Source organism: Desulfitobacterium sp. PCE1 (genome assembly GCF_000384015.1).
GTDB lineage: Bacteria > Bacillota > Desulfitobacteriia > Desulfitobacteriales > Desulfitobacteriaceae > Desulfitobacterium > Desulfitobacterium dehalogenans.
On sequence record NZ_KB913023.1, the window covers coordinates 1,282,892 to 1,303,969 of the forward strand.

The window sequence follows — 21,078 nt, forward strand, 5'->3', positions numbered from 1 at the left end:
TAATGAAGACAGGACGACGTTCAAAGGGGGGAAGGGTGTGTACATCTATCGAAAAAGGTTCTTTTATCCTATCCATGTGGAAGGGCCTGATCCGGTCCTGGCCAAAGAATTGTTGGAGCATTATGGTGGAAAGGATGGAGAGCTCACCCAGGCAGTTCAATACTTAAATCATCAGGTTAATATAGACAACCGTTTTTTACGTGAACTTTTAGGGCTCATCATGGCTGAAGAACTTGCTCACTTGGAAACTTTATCGGCAATGATTATTAAGCTGGGCGGGGAGGTCAATCGCTTAAGCGATCATAAGAACTCCCCTTGGTCTCTTTCCTATGTAAACCAGTATTCTGAACCGGATAAACTTTTAAGAGCTAATGCTGCCTTGGAAAAGAGAGCACGCCTTTTGTATGAGAAGCATGCTTCCATGACCCAGGATCCTGGAGTTAAACGTCTGCTTACCTTTTTAGCCCGGCGGGAAGGGATTCATCAAAGGCTCTTATATCAAAGTTATAAGGTCTTAACTGAAGGAGGTACTTCAGAGCAATATATGGAGATTATCTATGAGTATAAAATGAGTTTACAGGTACTGGAATAGATAGCATAAAATTTAAAAAGCAAAAAAGAAGCTTAATCTGCAAGCTTCTTTATTTTTTTACTAATTTTTGCTAAACTATATAAAATTATCATCGATTCTTTCAGGAGGATAATAGATGAGTATATCACAACGAATAGAAAACCTACCGGTTAAGAGATTTCACTATATACTTCTTATTTCTGCAGGTTTAGGATGGATGTTTGATTCCATGGATACGGGCATTATTTCCTTTGTTCTGCCGGTATTGATGAAGACTTGGGGATTAACCCCGGAACAGGTGGGGAATATCGGGAGTGTCGGCCTGTTAGGAATGGCTCTGGGAGCTATTCTGTCCGGGAGTGTGGCGGACCGGATCGGAAGAAAAAAGGTCTTTGCTTTTACTTTGGTTATGTATTCTTTAGCTACTGGATTATGCGGCTTAGCATGGAGTTATAGTTCCCTTTTGTTTTTTCGTTTTCTCGTGGGGTTCGGTTTGGGAGGACAACTGCCTGTTGCGGTAACTTTGGTTAGTGAGTTCACCCCTGCTAAGCATCGGGGGAAATTTCTCGTTCTTTTGGAAAGCTTCTGGGCCATAGGATGGCTCTTGGCATCCGTTATTTCCTACCTGATTATTCCCAACTATGGTTGGCATATTGCTTTTTTTATTGGTGCAATTCCTGCTCTTTATGTTTTCTATCTCTGGAAGTACATCCCGGAGTCACCGCGATTTCTTGAGGAACAGGGAAGAATACAAGAGGCTGAGGCAGTGTATCGCATGGTCGCCGGGGAGGCAGGCTCTGATGGGAAAAATAGTAGAATTGATAAAGAAGTAAAACGTGAAAGAGAGCTGCCAAAGCAAGAGACTCCTAATACCAAAGTGCTGCACCGGGTCACAGTAGCGGAATTGTTTTCCCGGAAGTTTCTGCGCAGAACGGTATTTCTCTGGCTTCTTTGGTTCGGAATTGTGTATTCTTACTATGGGATTTTCACATGGCTGCCCTCTATTCTTGCTTTAAAGGGTTTCTCTCTGACCAAGAGTTTTAGCTATGTTATTATTATGACCTTAGCTCAGATTCCCGGTTATTTTAGCGCGGCTTTTTTGGTCGATCGCATTGGGCGAAAGCCTACCTTGGCTGCTTTCGTTTTGGGTACGGCGATGAGTGCTTATTTCTTTGGTCAGGGAAACAGTGTGACAATGATTCTTGTCTTTGGCTCCCTTATGTCTTTCTTTAATCTTGGAGCATGGGGAATTCTCTACACCTATACCCCTGAGCTTTATCCTACCAGAGCTCGTGGAACCGGTGCCGGTTGGGCTGCAGGGTTTGGCCGTATCGGCGGCATCTTAGCCCCTATGGTGGTAGGCCGCATGCTGGGAGCAGAAATACCTACAGAAACGGTTTTTCTGATGTTTGCCGGAGTGCTTATATTAGTTGTCTTTAATGTTCTCGTTCTAGGTGAAGAGACGAAAGGCCGACCCATGGATGAGCTATAAGATCTCCTTTGTGCGATAATCCCAGAAGCGATTGGACACCAGACGGAGGCAGAAGGGGTGTTTGCTCCAATTTTCAATGTTATCCAGGGAGAGCAGCAAAGCATAGGCCTGTCGGCAGGTGCCGAGCAAAGGATAGTTTTTGCATAGATAAGCAAGATTGGAGAGAATGGCTTCCTGGCGTTCCTGGTGGAACAGGTTCTGCACATAGCGGCGGCTTAAAGGGCTAAGGCGGTATTGAGCCAGTTCTGAGGCTAAGGGCCTCAGTTCATCTCTGCTGAAATGAATGACCGTCAATTGGGGTAAATCAGCGATCAGATCCGCACCCTCTAAAAAGTTGAGAAGATGTTCTTGAATAATAAAGGGGGAAAAAGGAAAAACTCCTGGAGTTTCGGCAAGGATGCGGATACGCAATAGATTCGCCCGCAGAAAATCGGACTCATGAGGAACCGGACTAATGGGCGTCTTTTCCAGGTCGCGAAGGATTTGTCCTAAATATGCATTGCCTTCGCAAGCCAGGTATTCCCACTGGGGAAGCAGGGAAAGAAGAAGTTGGCTGAGATAGGCTCCTTTGGATTCAAACACTTTATAGCGGGTTAAGGTCGTGAGAGTCTCTTCATTGGGCTCGGTTAAAATGTTGCGCAGCATCTCAGGATGCATGCGTAATCGGGTCTGGATTTTTTTATCGAAGGAATTCATAGAGATATTCTCCTCATAGTCCAAGATGTTGACTAAGTTCTTCATCCTGGGTAATTTGTCTATAGTGTGTGAGGAGTGACCCGTTCTATGCCATCAAAAATATGGTAATCGGAGATGGGTTTAAGTGGATTTGTAGTTGGGTTAATCTAGGGGATAAGATATGATTATTCCATTCCTAGGAATAAGGATGTGGATTCATGGATAATGAGAAGTTTCAGGATCTGATGGTAAGAGCAAAGATTAAATTGTTAAGATTAAAATAGACATAGAGTGCATAGCAATGAGAAAAGCCGCCCTCGGTTTGAGGAACGGCTCTTTCTTTATGAGTTGAAGTAGTAATGCTTAGAAGGCAGGAACGACAGCACCTTTGTAGGTATCTTCAATAAACTGCTTAACTTCTGGGGAGTTCAAAGCATCTACTAATTTTTTGAGATTGGGATCGTTTTTGCGATCTTCTTTGGCTACCACGATGTTGGCATAAGGAGAATCTTTGCCTTCAAGGACAATGGCATCCTCAGTGGGATTGAGGCCGGCTTCTAAAGCGTAGTTGGTGTTGATGACAGCTCCAGCAATTTTGGGGTCAGTAAGAGCGTGGGGAAGTTGAGCAGCCTCAATGGCTTGAATTTTTAGCTTTTTAGGGTTTTCAACGATATCCAATTCTGTTGCGGTGACACCGGCACCGTCTTTGAGTTTAATCAATCCGGCTTGTTCTAAGACGGCTAAAGCGCGGCCGCCATTGGAGGGATCGTTAGGGATGGCAATAGCATCACCGTCTTTGAGCTCATCGATTTTGGTTACTTTTTTAGAGTAGAAGCCCATGGGCTCAATATGCACGGTGCCGATGATTGCCAGCTTCATGCCTTGAGCAAGGTAGGTATCCAGGTAAGGAGTGTGTTGGAAGAAGTTGGCGTCGATGACTCCGTCGTTAACGGCTGGGTTAGGAAGAGCGTAATCCGTAAAATCGACGATTTCCAGATTGATACCTTGTTCTGCTAATTTAGGTTGGACGAATTCAAGAAGTTCGGCATGGGGAACGGGAGTAGCGCCTACTTTGATTGTCACAGGCTCATTAGCATTACCGGAGTTGGGCGGAGTATCGGCTTTTTGAGGGGTGCTTCCGCACCCGGTAAGTACCAAGGATAGGGCTACTACGGAGCCGATAATTAAAGTCGAGAGTTTACGTTTCATTCTTATTTCCTCCTTAAATTCTTCTTTCTTTTCCTCTGAAGATACACATGAAGACATTTCTGTGAGATACCCTTTAGAAGATATATGCTCAAGCCTTCTCCTCAAAGAACATGACGGAGTACCGGTATCGCCCGGCATGAATTTGAGTGAGAGCTTGGAACATGCTTAGTGGTGATTAATCCGGCGAGCCAGTTTGGTGCCAAAGAGTTGGACGAATTGGACGATGATCACAAGGATGATGACGGTCATAAACATAACATCGGTCCGAAAACGGTGTTGTCCATAGCGTATGGCGACATCTCCCAAGCCACCGCCTCCTACGGCTCCCGCCATGGCGGTATACCCAACGACACTGATGGTAGTGATAGCGACGCCTAAGACGAGAGAGGCTTTAGCCTCGGGTAAAAGAACTTTACAGATAATTTGCCAAGGGGAAGAACCCATGGATAAAGCTGCTTCAATGACTCCATAAGGAACTTCTTTCAGTGAATTTTCCACCATGCGGGCTACGAAAGGTGCTGTGGCAATGACTAAAGGTACTATTGCCGCCGTTGTACCGATATAGGTACCGACAATGGCCTGAGTGACGGGAATCAAGAGCAAGAGCAAAATGATGAAGGGTATTGAACGGAAGATGTTGATCACCGTCCCGAGGGTGCGTTCTATCCAGGGATTGGGTGAGATATGCTCGGGGGAAGAGATGACCAGAATAACCCCAAGGGGAACGCCCATAAGATAGGCCAGCAGAGTGGAGACGATAACCATATATAAAGTATCTCCTGTGGCAGGGACCAGAAGTCGATAGATGGTTTCCCAGTATTGGGGATTGGTAAAATCAAACATGCTTGATCACCTCCACTTTAAGTTCGCGCTGAGCAAGATATTGATGAGCTGAAGCCAGCTGCTCGGGCTCTCCTTGGAGCTCCAAAGTCAGGGTGCCAAAGAGAGTGGAGCGGAGGTGGTCGATACTTCCGTAGAGGATGTTGGCCCGAACTTCACATTCTTTCATAAGATCGGCAATGATAGGGTCCGAGGCCCGTGAGCCTAAGAATTGGATGCGTACGATCTGGGAATTGGGATGTGTGGCCAGTTCACGGAGCAAATCCCCAGGCAGCTCATTAGGAAATACGGTAGAGATAAATTCTTTGGCAACACTGGACTGGGGGTGAATAAAGACAGATTCCACCGGTCCTTGTTCGGCGATTTTTGACTCATGGATGACGGCCACATCGGTACAGATCTCTTTAACCACTTTCATTTCGTGAGTAATCATGATGATGGTTAAGCCGAAGCGTTGGTTGATATCCTTTAAGAGATCCAATATGGATAAAGTGGTTTGGGGGTCAAGGGCAGAGGTGGCTTCATCACAAAGGAGTACTTTGGGATTGGTGGCTAATGCACGAGCAATCCCCACTCTTTGCTTTTGACCGCCGCTAAGCTGGGAAGGATAGGCATAAGCTTTATCTTCCAAACCGACTAAGGGGAGAAGTTCCTTAACTCGTTCTTCTATCTCCGGTTTTTTAAAACCGGCAATCTCTAAGGGAAAGGCAATATTATCAAAAACGGTGCGGGACTGGAGCAGATGGAAGTGCTGAAAGATCATGCCGATCTTTTGGCGGGCTTGCCGGAGCTCAGGAGCAGACATCGCCGTCAAGTCCTGACCATCGATCACGATTTTACCGCCGGTAGGCTCTTCCAAGCGATTGATGCAACGGACCAGGGTACTTTTACCTGCGCCGCTTAAACCGATGATGCCGTATATAGCGCCTTTGGGAATATGAAGGGAGATATCTTGAATGGCTACAACTTGCTCTTTGCGGGAGGTGTAAACCTTTGTTAAGTTCTCAATTCTAATCAACGCTGTTCCTCCTCGTTAGGTTCTAACTCAATATAAAATATAATAAAAAACTCCACGAGGAAATCCGCGGAGTTATAGTCGGGTTTCCTCTCATCTCCCAGTATTTCCTGCAGGATTTAGCACCGTGCATTTTCATGTCGGTTGCCGGGTTTCATCGGGCCAGTCCCTCCACCTACTCTGGATAAGAGTGTGTATTGATTTTTAGACAAGTTTCAGTCGAAATCTTGATAGACAATATATTAACATAGAGCATAGGGTTTTGGCAAGCAATTTTTACAACAGTTCTTATTATGATCAAAGGACATTTCTTTTTTAAACAAATTTTCTTAAGAAGGATTATGAATATTGACAAGGACCTCATACTTTAATAAATTAAAGTATAGAAGTATAAGGAGATGATCGATGATGAATGAATATAATGACGATGATTTTAAGGGAATTGATCAGCGCTTGCGTGATTCCTTAACGGATGCGCTTTTTGACGCTCTTTTATTATTAAAGGATCGGGAAGAATGCTATAGGTTCTTTCAGGATATCGCTACGGTGGCGGAGATTAAGTCCCTGGCTCAGCGCCTGGAAGTGGCCAAACTTCTTGAAAAGAATGTGACCTACACCACTATTGCTCAATCCACAGGTGCCAGCACGGCTACTATTAGTCGGGTCAAGAGGTGTTTGTATTTTGGGGCAGATGGTTATCAAATGGTCCTGAAGCGTTTAGAGGAGAAGGAAAAGGAGGAGGACTAATATGCCGCGAAGTTCTTTGGGCTTAAGAATCCCGAAAGGGATGCATGATATTCTTCCAGATGAGTTAGCCTTACAAGAGCGGGCAGAGGCCTCTGCGCTGGATTTATTCAAAGCATGGGCTTATCAGAAGGTTGTCACTCCGACCTTGGAGTATGGGGCATGCATCCAGCCGGTCGAAGAAGAAGGGGATAGTTTCTTTAAGCTCTTTGATCGTCAGGGCCATGTCCTGGTGCTGCGTCCGGAGTTAACCACTCCCATCGCCCGGATGGTCAGCACCCGGATGCGGGGGACTGCCTTTCCTTTGCGATTATGTTACGCAGCGGATGTCTTCCGCTATTCTAAATCTCATAAACAAGAATTCAGGCAAGTAGGAGTAGAGCTTATCGGATCAGCCTCCCCTGCGGCGGATGCCGAAGTAGTCGCCTTAGCGATTGAAGCTCTCCGCAAAATCGGCGGAATGGGTTTTCAAATCAATTTGGGACATATGGGTATATTTAAAGGTATTATGGCTGAGTTGGGAGTTCCTCAGGAATTCCAGCTCCATTATCAAGAGAAGCTGGCCCGCAAGGATTTTGTGGGGATTGAGCGGTTGGTTAAGGACTACGGTTTTGAATTAAAGATTCAGGACGTTCTTTTAAAGCTTCCCCATCTTCATGGTAAAGAGGATATGCTGGATCAGGTTCTGGAGTGGAGCCGGCGGCCTTCCTTGCTGGAAGCAGTGGATGCCCTGAGGCAGGTGTATCAATACTTAAAGATTTTCGGAGTTCAGGACTATGTGTCCCTGGATCTGGGGATTTTACGTGGCTTTAGTTATTATACGGGTGCAGTCTTTGAAGGCTATGTTCCCGGAGTGGGCTTCCCTGTTGTTGAAGGAGGGCGTTATGACTCCCTATACGGTGAATTTGGGGAGGATGCCCCTGCTACAGGGTTTGCTATCAATCTAAAGGCTATCATCGAGCAAATGACCTGCTCCAATGCTGAAATCCCGGAAGTTCTTGTCTATGGCAGTGATGTTTCAAAAGTTATCGCTGAAGCCCGGAAACTCCGCCAACCAGGAAAACGTGTGGAGATGTGTCTGGAAAGCTTTACACAGGAACAAGCTGTGGAATCGGCTAACCGCAAAGGAATCAAGGAAGTAGTTTGCGCAAGGTGATTCAATAAAAAGGTTTATGATGATTCCCGCTCTCCCATGCCTTGCAATTCCCCTCAAAAAAGCTATAATTAGAAATAGGTGGAAATTAAAAAGTCGCCGTGACCTGAAAGTGTTGGAGCACTTCCAGGCACGAGCAGGTGTGTTGGCACCTACACGTAACAGTCAAGCTGTCCACGACGACATTCTTATTATACAACGCTGCCCGTTTCTGCACAAGCAAAGTGCCTGTGCTGCGGGTGAGATGGGTATAGTGGGATGGGGCGGGGAACAGACTGTGCGGCTTCACGCAGCAGGAGATTCAGCCTATTCCTGACCCTGGCAGCGGAAAGGAACTGTTCGCATACCGGTTATGCGGATTGCTTTTCTGTTTACAGCCGGTTTGCTTCCGGTTGAACGGGGTTAGGTGTTTAGGATTCAGCAGATAACGAAGCATAGCGCATGTGTAGGGTGAAAAAAACCTCGCATGTGCTTTTTAATTTCCCCTATAAAAGCAGACGGCAGAACCGGGTCAAGACCTTGAGCCTTGCCGCTGCTTGAAATAGGGGGTATAGATTAAATGACGGATTATGAAAAGATGTATTTTCAACTGGCGGCTAAAGTCGCAGATGCCATGGATATCCTTTTAAAAGCGCAGCAGGAGGGAGAGGCGGAATTCATAAATGGAGAGCCGTCTTCTGGGCTCAAAGTTATCACCATTCAGGATGAAAACCATGATGATGAATAAGGAAAAGACTCCACGATCGCGTTTGGGGACATGTGTGTTCCGGTAGTAGCGTCAAGCGAAAAGTTGCCCACTGTGATAGCCAAAATCTTGACAGAGGACCAACATTATGCCAGAGAGCAAGCTGAATGCACTAGTTAGTATCATGTAGATTTCCTTTCTTCTGCAAGTGGTCACTTAATACTTCTTCCACAATAGAAATAAATTCTTTGCTCACGGCAGAGAGAGGTTGCTTCTTGGCGGTGACAAAGCCGATATAGGACTTTAAAGGGCCTTCAAGGGGGATTGAGGTCAGACGGCGGGGATTAAAAAATGATTCGGTAAATTCTGAAAAGAAACTGATGGCCATGTTCTTTCTTATCAGTTTACGGCAAATTTCCATATTAGTTGACTAGAGAATAATATTAGGTTTTTCATAATGAAAAAACTCCATGAACTTGTCGTTAACCGGTTCATTGTTAAATAGGACAACAGGGTAGTGTATGATTTCTTCAAAACTGACAGTTTGATGCTTTGTTAAATATAAGTATGGAAAGCAGAGTGATAATGCACGTGAATGCGAATTTGGCTTATCTGAGTTGGGAGGCAATAAATGGATTATTACACGGTGATGCTTTAGATCTCAGGACTGTACCGAGCTTGGTGGGAGGTGATCCCCAAACCAGACATGGCATAGTGCTGGCCAAGTCGATTCCCGCAAAAAAGTTTGGCATTAAAACGGGAGAGACGATTTGGGAAGCCAAAGCAAAGTGTCCGGAGTTAATTATTGTTCCACCGGATTATTCTTTGTATATGCGATGTAGCACCGCCATGGGAAATATCCTCCGCGAGTATTCACCCCTTGTGGAGCAGTACTCGGTGGATGAGTATTTTTTGGAATATACCGGCTGCCAAACACTTTTTGGTGACCCGATCGAAGTTGCCCACCGAATCAAAGACCGGATTCGGGAAGAACTCGGGTTTACCATCAACGTTGGTGTGTCGAGCAATAAACTCTTAGCGAAAATGGGATCAGGACTCCAAAAGCCGGATAGGGTACATACTTTGTTCCCAGAGGAGGTCCCTGAAAAAATGTGGCCCCTGCCAGTGGAAGAACTTTTTGCGGTCGGAAGGGCAACATCGAAAAAACTTTATGACCGCAGAGTACGGACAATCGGCGAGCTGGCTAGCTCGGATCCTAAATGGTTGGAACTTTTCTTAAAGTCACATGGGAGATTGGTTTGGAACTATGCCAATGGCAGGGATGTTTCCTTGGTCCGCATCAATAGGCATCCGGTGGTGAAAAGCATGGGAAACTCAACGACTTTACCATTCGATGTCGATAACTGCAGAGAAGCATACCTCGTCTTGCTCTCCTTGGTGGAGACTGTGGCATCGAGGATTCGTGCAGCGGGATATTGCTGTCGGCTTGTGGCTATATCGATTAAGGACAATGAATTTCTCTACCGTTCTCATCAGAGGAAACTTTACGACCCCACGGATAGTACAAATTTTATCCACCAGACAGCATGTGAGCTGTTTGATGAATTATGGCGGGGACAGCCGTTGAGACATCTGGGCGTAAGCGCGGCGGAACTGTGCAGCAATGAGTTTCTGCAGATGAGTTTATTCAATGAACTGAATGAGAAGCAGAGAGATCTGGATAAGGCAATTGACGGTATTAGAAGAAAGCACGGTTCCTTGGCCTTGCACAGGGCGTCATTTATTCATAGCGGACTAAAACCGATGACCGGCGGTACGGGGGAAGAGGTTGAGTATCCGGTTATGTCGAGCTTGTTGTGAGTGTGGATTATATGAGATAATTGTCTCACCATAAATTACAGAAGAGGGTGAGAGATTATAGAGCTGAACTACAATCCATTGGATATTATTTATTATGCATTCATGACCATCTGGACAATAATCAGTTCAGTACCTTTGTGGGTATGGCCTATCCTTATTCTGATTTTCATAGTAAACCACTGGAGGTCCAGGAGGAAATCAAGGAGAAAAAAGGGTAGTCGGGCCAAGTAGTAACGTAGATATTCTTAGGTGGTGTAACCCCCTCTCGGCAGCTCCGGGGGGCTTTTTGCAATTAGTCTTCCCCTGCTGTAAAACCAGTTTGGAAGGTGCTGCTTAGCATTAAACGAAAGTGGAATAGATGGGATATTTTAGCTTCACTTATTTGGCTGATTCTTGTTTAGAGCATCGGCAATATATTAAATCCGCCTACAGTAATAAAAATGAGGAAGGGGAGAAATCTGTGGGTGAGTTTTTACAGGGAAGAGGAAATCAACATGAAAGAATTCAAAATAAGTTTAGACGATGATGCTCTTACATCTCCAGAAGAAGTTTTGGAAAACATGAGGGCTAATGGTGAAATTAGTGAAGAAGTATATAAAGAGCTTAAATTCAGATTTGAGGATATAGATGACACCAACAAACTAAATAGATACCAGGCTTACAAAAAGGCATATGCCAATAACCGAATAAATAAATGTGTAGAAGTGCTTCTGGAATTAGGCGAAACGGAACCGGATACTTTCAAAAGAGGACTACTATTATCTAATGCATTAAAAAGTCCTATGAGCTTAAATTTTAATGAGAATGAATTTAAAAAGGTATTATTAATATTATCTATAACATTGGAGCAGACTCAGAAACGTGAATATTCTGAAGTCTTTATTGAATCATTGTTGGAAGTGCTTTTGTATAATGATGTTTTTTATCATAACAATTTCAATAATACTAAAAAGTTGAATGAAAACAAGTTTTCGAATTACTCATTATCAAAACAATTAAGGCTGATTTGCATTTTTATTCAGGATCAAAGTCGACTGATGCAAAAACAGTTATTAGCTGAGCATAGCAAGCAGCCTTTTGTTACCGGAATGGAAAAGAATGTAGCGAGTAGGGCAGTAGACAATAATCCAACTCAAAAAATATCATTTGCAGATAATTATGAAGGATTATTAGATTCCTTAGATATATTAATAAAATATCTATATGCTGTAAAAAAGTCTGATTTGAAAAAGGATGATGTGATAGATCATGGAGATATACATGCCTTTAACTTACCGGAATTTCAAGAAATGACTTACATTGCCCAACAACGAGCAATGTATGAAAGTCTGGAAGAGAAATTTAGATATTCCGAATGGAGGTTAGAACGTGAAGAACAAAATGGGCAAAAAATATATGTTTTTTCCCCAAAACATAAAGACAAATATAAGGCTCATCTTGTTGCTTCTATAAGACGGGAATACCAACATTATGTTAACATGATAAAGCATTCTGACAAAGAGACCATGCAAGAAGTTATGAAAAGTATAGGACTTCTTGCAATGAAAATGAACTTGGATGCAGTAGAAAATTTTCATATGAATATTGATTTATTTAGAAAAGCAAGCTTATATACTGAAACAATCATTTCAGTATATAAGTCATTAAGTAAAAAATTTTATTTTGAATGCGTATTTAATAAAATGACGATAAATGACATTCTTTTGATGTATGGTTTTCTTTATACATATTCTCAAGTCTATATTACTGCAACCCAAAGTAATTTCGATGAAGAAGATTATTCGTCTTACAAATATTTAGTTCCAGTAATAAACATAGAGTATTTAGTTGATGAGTTTTCGAATGTGTATGATATGCAAAAAGATAAATCTAAAAAATTGCTCCGATATTTTATTTATGATGAAAACATAAGATCAAATAGTGGAGATATTTTTTCGAGACCCCTGATTAAAATAAATGATAACCAGATTTTATTTTGTGAGTCATTAATTGCTCAAATGAATCTTGAGCGTTTTGTAGAGAAAATATTACAAATTCATAATGTTGTTTTAAACCCCGTCGGTAAAGAATTTGAAAAAAAGTTAACTTATCAATTAAAAAAGATAGAAACAATTCAGGTAAACACTAATTCTATTTCGTTCCAAGCTTATGATGGCAAAGATGTAGAATTTGATTTTCTTGGAACACTTGAAGATAGTTTACTGCTATTCGAATTTAAATCGGTATTGATACCATATGACTATGTTGAGGTCTATAAAAGGGAAAATTCGATTAAGGAAGGGATTGGTCAGATACAGCGTAGATGTGAGATTATTAAGCACGATTGGGATAAGATAAGAGAAAGGGTAAATATAGAACTACCAGAGAAACCTTATTCAGACGATAAAATAATTAAAGTGGTTTGTACCAACATTTATGATTTTACAACTCTAAAAATTGATGGTATACGGATAACGGATGAATCCACGTTGTTAAAGTATTTTGCAGATCCAATTGTGGGGCTTTACTCTACAGCAAAGGAAGCATCTGAAATGTTGGATGCTGAGCTCATTTGGAAGGAGGGAAGTCCTACAGTAAAAGAATTTCTTGAATATCTTGATAAGCCTGTAACCGTAGGTAATATACCTGATTGCCTGGATGATGAATTCAAAATGGTACCGGCATTTGAAGGAGATTACTTCGTAGGATTTATGGATGTAATTCAGGCTAAAGATCCTTTTAGAGAAGCAATTAATAAAAAGCTGCAAGTTTTGCAGGAAAAATCGCCGCAATGACCTACGTTCATGCAGTAGGGAAACATTAAGCAGTAATAAGAGAACATAGTAAAGGCACCGCCTGCTTTCTTCCAGACCATAAGGTCTGGCTTTTTATTATCCACAGGCCAAGAGTTTCTGCACGAAATGAGGAGGAATATTTAGGAAAATGTTGAATGATATGATATAAAGTCATGGCGGGTAGGAGTGATTACTAATGGAAGAAAAGCTATACAACCTACTTATTTCTGGTGATGAGAACGCTTGGGAATCGGATTCCAAAATATTTGACATAGATCGATGTATTAAAGAATATACCGATAAAGATCTTGTTAATAAATATGTTAAGCTTGGTCGGGATGAAATTAATGAATTAAAAAAGTTCCCATGTATCTTTGCGTATGAAAATTTTGTCATAAAGATGCCAGTATTGGCTACATCACTGATATAGTTGTGCGGCAAGTTGGAATCAAAATAACGTTTGAGAAAATAGAGATTCTTCCATTAGAAAGTTTGCACAAACTATAATTCGAGTTAGATATTAAGGATTTTGAGTTCAGTAGAACCCACTGGGCTATTAAAAGAGTGGATTTATTTAAGGAATTGCAGGCTATCGGTATTAATCTTAATGCTGAAAGAAAAGATCGGCCGATTGACATCACGAAGCATTTTTTTGATGTTTCGTTTACATTTGCCGGGGAAACACGGGAGATAGTTGAACAGGTGGTCAGAGAGCTTGAAAATATACTTGATAGGAACCAAATCTTTTACGATAACAACTTTATCAGTCAGCTTGCCCGACCTTCATTAGATGTTCTTTTACAGATATTTATAGAAACCGCTCAAAGTTGATTGTTGTTTTCTTATGTGAGAAATATCAGGAAAAGAAGTGGTGTGGACTTGAATTCAGAGCTATTCAAGAGATGATTATGGACAAAGAAATAACTAAAATCATGTATATACGCCTGGATGCCGGACATGTTGATGGAGTCTTTAAAACGGATGGGTACATTGATGGAACTAAATATACTCCGCAGCAATTAGCTAGATTTATAAATGAACGACTGAATTTAATCTAACTGCTATCAAGATGATTGGCAAATAGAATTATGTCTTATTATATAGTACAAAAATTCTAAGAGGAAGAATACAATGGATGCTTATACATACATAAAAAAATCTGATGAAAACTTACGCAATGCCATCCATAAAGCATACGGCAAGAAATGCTTTTATTGTGGTGAAAAGATAAATATGAACCAGCTTGAAGTGGATCACATTATTCCGATTTGTGTTACAACAAAGCCTACTACAACTGAAATGGAAGACTATTTCAATGAACTTGAAGAAAAAAACTTCATTAAGGATTGTATTGCTAATTATTTACCAGCTTGTAGCCATTGTAATAAACAAAAGGGTAACCAGTACTTGGCAGTAGGAAATTTACGTTATTATCATGAACAAACAATTCGTCACACAAATAAAGTCTTAAAGCTAATGGAAAAATTCAGATATGCTAAGGAAGACCCTAAAAAAGAGCGTGAATTCGAGGCATTAAGTAGAGGAAAAGACTATATACAGAAAAAAACCATATCCGAAACTCCTCATGATTGCGTATATGCATATGGTTTAGGTGCAGTTAGAGTAAATGCCTTTTTGCCTATGAAACTTAAAGGAGAATTGGCGTGTCTCATTCTTTTTAAACAAAATGGTTTAATAGACTGTAACCTATCTTTGGATGAGATTGATATAAAGACTTATTTTTTCGAAGGATATAAAACAGGTGTTACTACAAGTAGAAACTATATATGGTATATAGACAGTGATGTGTTTGCAATCAAGTTACCTAATAATAGATTCAGCTCTGATTTTGAGACAGCTGAGCAATTGTCGATAATATTTGACGATCTGTATGATGAGTATTATAAAAGGAAAGATGTGTTATTAAATACTGTTGGTGCTACATATTTTGAAGAAGTTGATAAAGGCGAATTTCTTTTGTTGAGTTTACCCAAAAATATCTGGCTTGGAATGGTAGATTTTGCCCAAAAGCATGATCATTTTATTGGCGATTCCGAGTGGGATATTTTTAAGCCGCTAAGTCTAGTGGACAATGATCATATTATGATTTATAAAAATCATTTGGATAATACCAAAGCAGATGTTTTAGCGGAATTGTATGTTAAAGACATGAGCAGGAGTTACGTTGATGTAGTCTGGAAAGCTGGCTATACCTCCCACTTTAGGGATATGGAAGGATTCGATAATAAATCCAAATGGAAGGCGGATTATACCCATGGCTGGATTTTGAATGAGTTTATACCATATTTAATTTATTTAAATGCTCCTGATGATAGAAATTTTCTTCAGCGGATATATAAAAGGAAACTTTCACTAGAAGAATTTAAAGCAGGTTTTGATTATCGTAAATTTGGCATATTTTCACGCTCTCTAAATGAGCCAGATGATTGAATAACATTTTGAGAAATGCCTTGTTTAGCGATTGTGGTGTATCTTATCAAAAAACAGAATTCCAGAAATGAATGATTATCAGGAGGTAGATTTTCATGAGCAGAGTGACAACTCCGCGTAATATAACTCCGGAAATTCAAGAACTATGTTGCTCTATATCTGAAGATGAACCTATTTTTGTTCCGGTTGTCGCTGTTCCAGGAAGCATCATTAATGAGTGCTTTGGGAATGTCGATTTATATATAAAGGAGCATGGTGGTCAGCAAGTCCTTGGCAGGAGCATTTGGCAAAGGGCGAATGTCCTAATAGAGGCAGAGGCTCATGCCATTTGGAAATCGCCGGCTGGCCATTTGGTCGATGTAACTCCTCATACCAATGAAGTATCAGCCATTTTATTTTTATCAGACCCCAATATGACTTATGAAGGCAATTCGATACCCAATATCAGAAAAGCACTGACCTCATCACCATTAGCGGCTGAATTTATAGCTCTATATAATGAGCGTGATCAAATAGCAGCAGAAACACCAGGAAACGCGTACTCATTAACGACTGATATGTTTAGACGGATGATTGAAATTGAGCAAGCATTTAACCAGCGGGTTGGCCGAAACGATCCATGCCCATGTCAATCCGGTATAAAATACAAAAAGTGCTGCGGCAGATATGAAACATAAATCGAATTATTGGTTAGAGAGAGGGATCACTTCCCAGTTTGTAAAATGCAATCACTTAATATTAAAAGGTATGACTGGAATAAATTTCGGAGGAAAAAAATGAACTGGCAGCATTTTCAAACTTATAATGAAGCTCCAACACGGGCCTTTGAATCCATGTGTAATCAATTGTTTGAGCTGTGGTGTAAGAAAACATTTCCCGACTCTCTAAAGGCAGTTGTGGTTGTCAATGGCTCAGGAGGGGACGGGGGCGTCGAATCCTTTGCGACAAAAAATAATGGAACTATTATTGGCTTGCAAGCAAAATGGTTTTTAAATAGTATTTCTGCAAACCAGTTTGACCAAATTAGCAGTTCGATTGATACTGCGCTTAGAGTAAGACCGTTGATAACGCAATATATTGTATGTGTTCCCCGTGATTTAGCATCGGACCGTATCGGTAGAGGGAAAAAGCCGATAGAAGATACTGAATTAAGCCGTTGGCAAGCGTTGAAAAATAAGTTAGAAGGCGACTACCCAGGACTAATAATTGAACTCTGGAATGACACCCGGCTTTTAACGGAGTTACAGGATAGTGGGGCTGCCGGGATATATCGTTACTGGTTTGAAAAGTCCGAGATTTCAAGAGAGCTTTTTGCTTACTCTTATGAGAAACAAAAAGCTGGGTGGCTATCGCAAAAGTATACTCCTTGCTTGCACATTCAAGGAGAAATGCAAAAAAGCATCCTAAAATTTGTGGGAACGCTAGATGAACGCCAAAGTAGTATAAAAAAACTGCGTCTTATGAGCCAGCATTGCAACGAATTTCTGAAGGCGTGTGATGACTATTTAGAATTTGCCCAGAATCATTCAATTCATGAACAATTAACAGATGAAATTCCGAAAACTCAAGAGCGAGTAAATGGGTTATTAAATGAGATAAACCTTGCCCTAGATGCTGTATGTAACGAGCAACAGGCGTCCTCAATTAATGAAAGAAATTGGTATATTGACTTCTCTGGGCTTTTAGAGTTGCTAAAGGAAATCGGACATATTAGAGAAAATTATTTTCATATCAATGAGATTGAAAAAACTGCCGAAAGGCTTCAGTCACATGAAGTTTATACTATTATTTCAGATATTTTCTTTCAATTAAATAATAAAAAATATCTCATATTAGGGAATCCTGGTTCAGGCAAGACCCATGGGATAGCTAATCTGACTGAATCATTATTAAGTGGAGAATCCCATATCCCCATATTAATTCGCGCGAAAGATATCAATCCCCAAAATAATTGGCTTGATATCATAAAGAACTCCTTGGGTTTAGCTTCAGCTTGGAATGAAACAGAATTATGGCAGGCTTTAGAGGCATTGTCGTATCGAACAGAAATCAATATTGTCTCCAGCGAAGATACTATTGAGACGAAGATCATTCCGAAAATTTTAATTTGCATTGAAGGCGTTGACGAATCCCAGCCCTATGATTTGTGGCTTGATCGTCTACGGGAAGTAGAAGCAATATGTTCCAATTATCCTAGGCTAAGATTTTGCATTACAAGCAGACCTTATGTATTCAGAGAACTTGCCTATAATGACGGCTTATTGAGCAATACCTTAAGACTAGCTTCTGATGGTGATGTTTCTGTGAGTGAGTTATTTGAGGAATATATTCAATACTTTCAGGTAGATATTCAGGGAGGCCCATGGGTTAAATGGAGTTTAAAAACACCACTGGCTTTGCGCGTCTTTTGTGAGATTTACAAGCACCAAAGGATATCAGGATTGGAAAAGCCATCCGTTACTATCACTAATCTTTTATCACATAAGTTTAAGATAATTGAAAAAGAATTTAACTCCAAATGTAAAACTGGGTATGGGGATAAAGAACTCATAGTACAAAACTCATTATTGGCTATAGCAAATAAATTTCTGATCAATACCAATGTGCTAAGAAATGATTTAATTGATTCTCTGAAAAACGTTCCAGGGCTTATTTTTGCTGGTCAGGATTATCGGCGGGTGCTTATTGATTTTATTGAGGATTACGGAATACTTCACAGCTATACAGTGAATTCAAAAACCATACTTGAGCCTCCTAGAACATATTATTCGACTGGCCTTCAGCCCTTTTTCGATTATATACTTGCACTATTAGTTGCCAATCAAATACAGAATCCCTCAGAGGTTGTACTTCCGGAAGCATTGATAGATCATGAGGGCGCTCTGCAAATGGTCGCCATTCTTCTTTTGGAAGATTATAACTACTTAATATCTGAAAATACAAGTTTCAGGGATAACTTAAGCAATGAACAATTATTTGATCTAGTTTGTTTTTCATTATCCAATGTATCCCCAGGAGCTACAGCCAAACACATACCTTTAGTTAAGAGAATAATGGAGCATAATTCAGAGAGCTTAAAAAATATTGTCAATAAGATTATTCTTCCGGTATCCCGAATTGAAAACCATCCTCTTGGCGCACAGATGCTACATGAGTATCTAATGAGCTATGAGGTAGTAGGAAAACGTGATCTTATTTGGTCCGTACCCAGCTATTTGAGAGGCCATGGAGAGTTCATTTGGAAATGCTATACGGACATTGATTTGTCCAATAAGCGATATAAATTGTGTAGCGATGATAAGTATAATGGTATACCCTTGGTCTATGCCTGGATGTTAACCACTGTTAATAATATTGCACGAGTTGATTATAGACGAGAATTGATGAAGTGGGCCTTAGTGCAGCCCTTTGAATTGTATAAACTATTTGAACATACCTGTAACACTAATGATCTACAGATGCAAGAGGATTTATTTGCCATTGCAATGGGAACCGTGTTTATGCTTGAAAAGGGAAACCCTTGTCTAAAGTCATTCGGTGACTGGATCATGAATAACGTTTTTGCCCCAGATAAAATTGGTATGAACTATAGCTGTGCTATTCGATATTACAGTAGAGCTATTATTGAGCGATGTTATGTATTTGGTGAAATAAACGAAGTAGATCTTGAAAAGAGCCGTCCACCGTACAATACAAATGGGGCTATTCCTCTTCAGCGCGAGGCTACTTCCGGCACCCGAATGGGCGGCTTTGGGCCTATTGATTATGATTTGGCCAGATATGTTTTATGTGATCCTATAGATAGAATGTTTTTTAGCCGCCATAGTAGTAATAAAACTACCGAGGAAGTTGATTGGGTATGGTATTTCTCTGAGAAAGAAATTGAGAGAATAATGACCAACGAAGAAATTATTCTTAATGAGGACTGCAGAGCAAAATTAAATGAAATTCAACTTGAACATAAAGAGAGAAGTAGATTTTGGGATCATATCGGCGTTTTGATTGATGACGAAGAGATTGATGACGAAGAGATTGATGACGAAGAGATTGATGATGACGAAGAGATTAGTGAAGAAGAGATCACGATGCCTAGTGCGAAATCACCTGCTTATAAATACAATGAAGAGGCAGATAGCTTCTTGTCAGAGCATGCCCGTATTTTGGAAATGGAATCACTTGAACCCAATCAATTTGTTCTTTCAGCAGCATATGCATACATCCTAAGGCAGGGATGGAATAAATTGGAGTTCTACGGTCAACCCAATAGAGATAAACCAGGAGAAGTAATGGGTGCTGATAGTGCAATCATGCATCAACATCATCCGGCAACCCATGGTACCAAAAGCAGTATAATGACTTTTCGCGAGAAGTATACATGGTGTGCACGTAATGTAATTCTAGGCTATTTATCTGACCGATTACCATTTAAAGATTCTGAAAGAGTGCAGTCATTGTTAAATGATTATGGCTTACTCGATGACTTTCCAAATCCAGTGCAGGAATTATACCAAGAAGACCCGGATAGAATTATGGAAAGAACTTCTTGGTTTATTCCTGAAGATTTAGCACCTTTACTGAATGAGAGTACGGGAGAGGAAGAGATTAGAGATTGGATCATAAATGCCCCCATCCCAAATTTCGAAAAATGGATTGCTATTCAGGATTTCAATCATGAAATTATTCAAGAGGAGAAGAACAAGAAGTGGATATCGTTATATAGCTATAACTCTATATCTAACACTCTAGGGGGGGAATCACTTATGTGGATTTCCTCAGCAATAATCACAAACGAGCATTTTAAATATTTGCTGAATGACCTGATTAATCAAAGAGAATTTGTAGTTGATAAGTTAAATAATCCAGAAGATATACATTCTTCTACAGAAACGCAGTGCTATATCACGCCCAAAGAAATATGTTGGATGAGTTGGAAAAATGAATGTGATGATAAAATTCCCATCATTTCCATTGATAATGATGCTGGAGACTTTATCAATTATACAATTGAAAATACTGTAGAAGAGTGCACTGCTAATTATCCTGAATTTGGCGATGTCTACTATAAATTGCCCTCACGAATCATACGTGAGATGTTAGGTATATGTGATGGAGACGGATATAAATATTACAATGGAGAAAAACATCTTAAAGCATTGTATTTTGAGGCGGGAGAAAAATGGGATGATTCACAATCATTTTTATGTATTGATGGAAAAAGGCTGCCTATATTATTAGAGCATCTTGATTTCAAGATTTTCTGGATAGTTAGATTGTTAAGAGAAGCTACTTCGAAAGCACGAGAGAAGTACCCCAAGCTGCATAGCCGAAATGATAAATGCTGGTTGGTTTGGTTTGAAGACGGAGAGTTAAGAACTCTATTATTTTCAGATCAGATTGATTAAAAGCGTATGTGTAGTCTAAGTGAGGAAAAATTCAAACGCGAGCCTATATTAGGGAGGAATTAATCCAAGAGTTGTATGGAGCGGTTCTGGAATCCAGGGGAATTCTGGATATCGAGACGTATGGCTGACGGGAAATGAATGTAAATGTCCAGAAGAAATTGAGCTTTTTATCCGTGATGAAAGCAAAAAGGGAAAGCCGCTTCTGGACAGCTTGGCTATATCCACAGGAGGTAATAGCGTAAGAAT

Annotated in this window: 19 protein-coding genes and 1 riboswitch; of the genes, 14 read left to right on the forward strand and 5 right to left on the reverse strand. The window is 40.6% G+C overall.

Annotation, left to right across the window (positions count from 1 at the left end):
• The first annotated feature begins 37 nt into the window (after positions 1-37).
• Positions 38-592, forward strand: coding sequence for a manganese catalase family protein (locus DESPCE1_RS0106365; RefSeq protein ID WP_014793288.1), 555 nt, complete (start codon positions 38-40; stop codon positions 590-592).
• Between the two features lie 115 nt (positions 593-707).
• Complete coding sequence (locus DESPCE1_RS0106370) at positions 708-2,063, forward strand: MFS transporter (protein ID WP_019849855.1); 1,356 nt, start codon at positions 708-710, stop codon at positions 2,061-2,063.
• On the opposite strand, the gene DESPCE1_RS0106375 is transcribed toward DESPCE1_RS0106370, so the two are convergent.
• The 4 genes from DESPCE1_RS0106375 to DESPCE1_RS0106390 form a co-directional block, all read right to left on the reverse strand.
• Entirely contained in the window at positions 2,058-2,759 is a 702-nt protein-coding gene (locus DESPCE1_RS0106375; RefSeq protein WP_019849856.1) for a hypothetical protein, read from the reverse strand. The two genes, DESPCE1_RS0106370 and DESPCE1_RS0106375, sit on opposite strands and share 6 nt — an antisense overlap.
• A gap of 342 nt (positions 2,760-3,101) precedes the next feature.
• The gene (locus tag DESPCE1_RS0106380; RefSeq protein ID WP_014793291.1) at positions 3,102-3,947 is read right to left on the reverse strand and encodes a MetQ/NlpA family ABC transporter substrate-binding protein; all 846 of its coding nucleotides are present in this window, start codon (positions 3,945-3,947) and stop codon (positions 3,102-3,104) included.
• A gap of 165 nt (positions 3,948-4,112) precedes the next feature.
• Positions 4,113-4,790: a methionine ABC transporter permease gene (locus DESPCE1_RS0106385; RefSeq protein ID WP_014793292.1), complete on the reverse strand. Its 678-nt coding sequence runs from the start codon at positions 4,788-4,790 to the stop codon at positions 4,113-4,115.
• Complete coding sequence (locus DESPCE1_RS0106390; protein ID WP_019849857.1) at positions 4,783-5,805, reverse strand: methionine ABC transporter ATP-binding protein; 1,023 nt, start codon at positions 5,803-5,805, stop codon at positions 4,783-4,785. The genes DESPCE1_RS0106385 and DESPCE1_RS0106390 overlap by 8 nt, the downstream gene beginning before the upstream one ends.
• An 87-nt stretch (positions 5,806-5,892) precedes the next feature.
• Positions 5,893-5,993, reverse strand: a riboswitch (SAM riboswitch).
• A gap of 214 nt (positions 5,994-6,207) precedes the next feature.
• Between DESPCE1_RS0106390 and DESPCE1_RS0106395 the strand changes: the two genes are divergently transcribed.
• From DESPCE1_RS0106395 to DESPCE1_RS23175, 4 genes are all read left to right on the forward strand, one after another.
• Entirely contained in the window at positions 6,208-6,549 is a 342-nt protein-coding gene (locus DESPCE1_RS0106395; RefSeq protein ID WP_019849858.1) for a YerC/YecD family TrpR-related protein, read from the forward strand.
• Between the two features lies 1 nt (position 6,550).
• Positions 6,551-7,702 carry an ATP phosphoribosyltransferase regulatory subunit gene (gene hisZ / locus DESPCE1_RS0106400; RefSeq protein WP_019849859.1) on the forward strand — a complete coding sequence of 384 codons (1,152 nt, stop codon included), beginning with the start codon at positions 6,551-6,553 and terminating at the stop codon, positions 7,700-7,702.
• A 142-nt stretch (positions 7,703-7,844) separates the two neighbouring features.
• Positions 7,845-8,015 carry a hypothetical protein gene (locus DESPCE1_RS23630; RefSeq protein ID WP_242835367.1) on the forward strand — a complete coding sequence of 57 codons (171 nt, stop codon included), beginning with the start codon at positions 7,845-7,847 and terminating at the stop codon, positions 8,013-8,015.
• Positions 8,016-8,258: 243 nt separating this feature from the next.
• Complete coding sequence (locus tag DESPCE1_RS23175; RefSeq protein ID WP_019849861.1) at positions 8,259-8,426, forward strand: hypothetical protein; 168 nt, start codon at positions 8,259-8,261, stop codon at positions 8,424-8,426.
• A 130-nt stretch (positions 8,427-8,556) separates the two neighbouring features.
• On the opposite strand, the gene DESPCE1_RS0106415 is transcribed toward DESPCE1_RS23175, so the two are convergent.
• Positions 8,557-8,772 (reverse strand): hypothetical protein, encoded by a 216-nt coding sequence (locus DESPCE1_RS0106415; protein ID WP_019849862.1) that lies wholly within the window; start codon positions 8,770-8,772, stop codon positions 8,557-8,559.
• A 179-nt stretch (positions 8,773-8,951) separates the two neighbouring features.
• Here DESPCE1_RS0106415 and DESPCE1_RS0106420 point away from each other — a divergent pair, with 179 nt between their 5' ends.
• The 8 genes from DESPCE1_RS0106420 to DESPCE1_RS0106465 all read left to right on the forward strand — a co-directional run bounded on the left by DESPCE1_RS0106420 (position 8,952) and on the right by DESPCE1_RS0106465 (position 20,832).
• Entirely contained in the window at positions 8,952-10,205 is a 1,254-nt protein-coding gene (locus DESPCE1_RS0106420; protein WP_028305475.1) for a DNA polymerase IV, read from the forward strand.
• Between the two features lie 47 nt (positions 10,206-10,252).
• Positions 10,253-10,423 (forward strand): hypothetical protein, encoded by a 171-nt coding sequence (locus tag DESPCE1_RS22940; protein WP_019849864.1) that lies wholly within the window; start codon positions 10,253-10,255, stop codon positions 10,421-10,423.
• 276 nt (positions 10,424-10,699) lie between these two features.
• Positions 10,700-12,979: a hypothetical protein gene (locus tag DESPCE1_RS0106435; protein ID WP_019849866.1), complete on the forward strand. Its 2,280-nt coding sequence runs from the start codon at positions 10,700-10,702 to the stop codon at positions 12,977-12,979.
• Positions 12,980-13,175: 196 nt separating this feature from the next.
• Positions 13,176-13,409, forward strand: coding sequence for a hypothetical protein (locus DESPCE1_RS23635; RefSeq protein WP_019849867.1), 234 nt, complete (start codon positions 13,176-13,178; stop codon positions 13,407-13,409).
• Positions 13,410-13,543: 134 nt separating this feature from the next.
• Entirely contained in the window at positions 13,544-13,810 is a 267-nt protein-coding gene (locus DESPCE1_RS23640; protein WP_028305476.1) for a hypothetical protein, read from the forward strand.
• Positions 13,811-14,110: 300 nt separating this feature from the next.
• The gene (locus DESPCE1_RS0106455) at positions 14,111-15,430 is read left to right on the forward strand and encodes an HNH endonuclease (protein ID WP_019849868.1); all 1,320 of its coding nucleotides are present in this window, start codon (positions 14,111-14,113) and stop codon (positions 15,428-15,430) included.
• Positions 15,431-15,525: 95 nt separating this feature from the next.
• A complete protein-coding gene (locus tag DESPCE1_RS22055) occupies positions 15,526-16,107 on the forward strand; it encodes an SEC-C metal-binding domain-containing protein (protein WP_019849869.1) in 582 nt (193 codons plus the stop codon).
• Positions 16,108-16,206: 99 nt separating this feature from the next.
• Complete coding sequence (locus DESPCE1_RS0106465; RefSeq protein ID WP_019849870.1) at positions 16,207-20,832, forward strand: NACHT domain-containing NTPase; 4,626 nt, start codon at positions 16,207-16,209, stop codon at positions 20,830-20,832.
• Positions 20,833-21,078 lie beyond the last annotated feature (246 nt).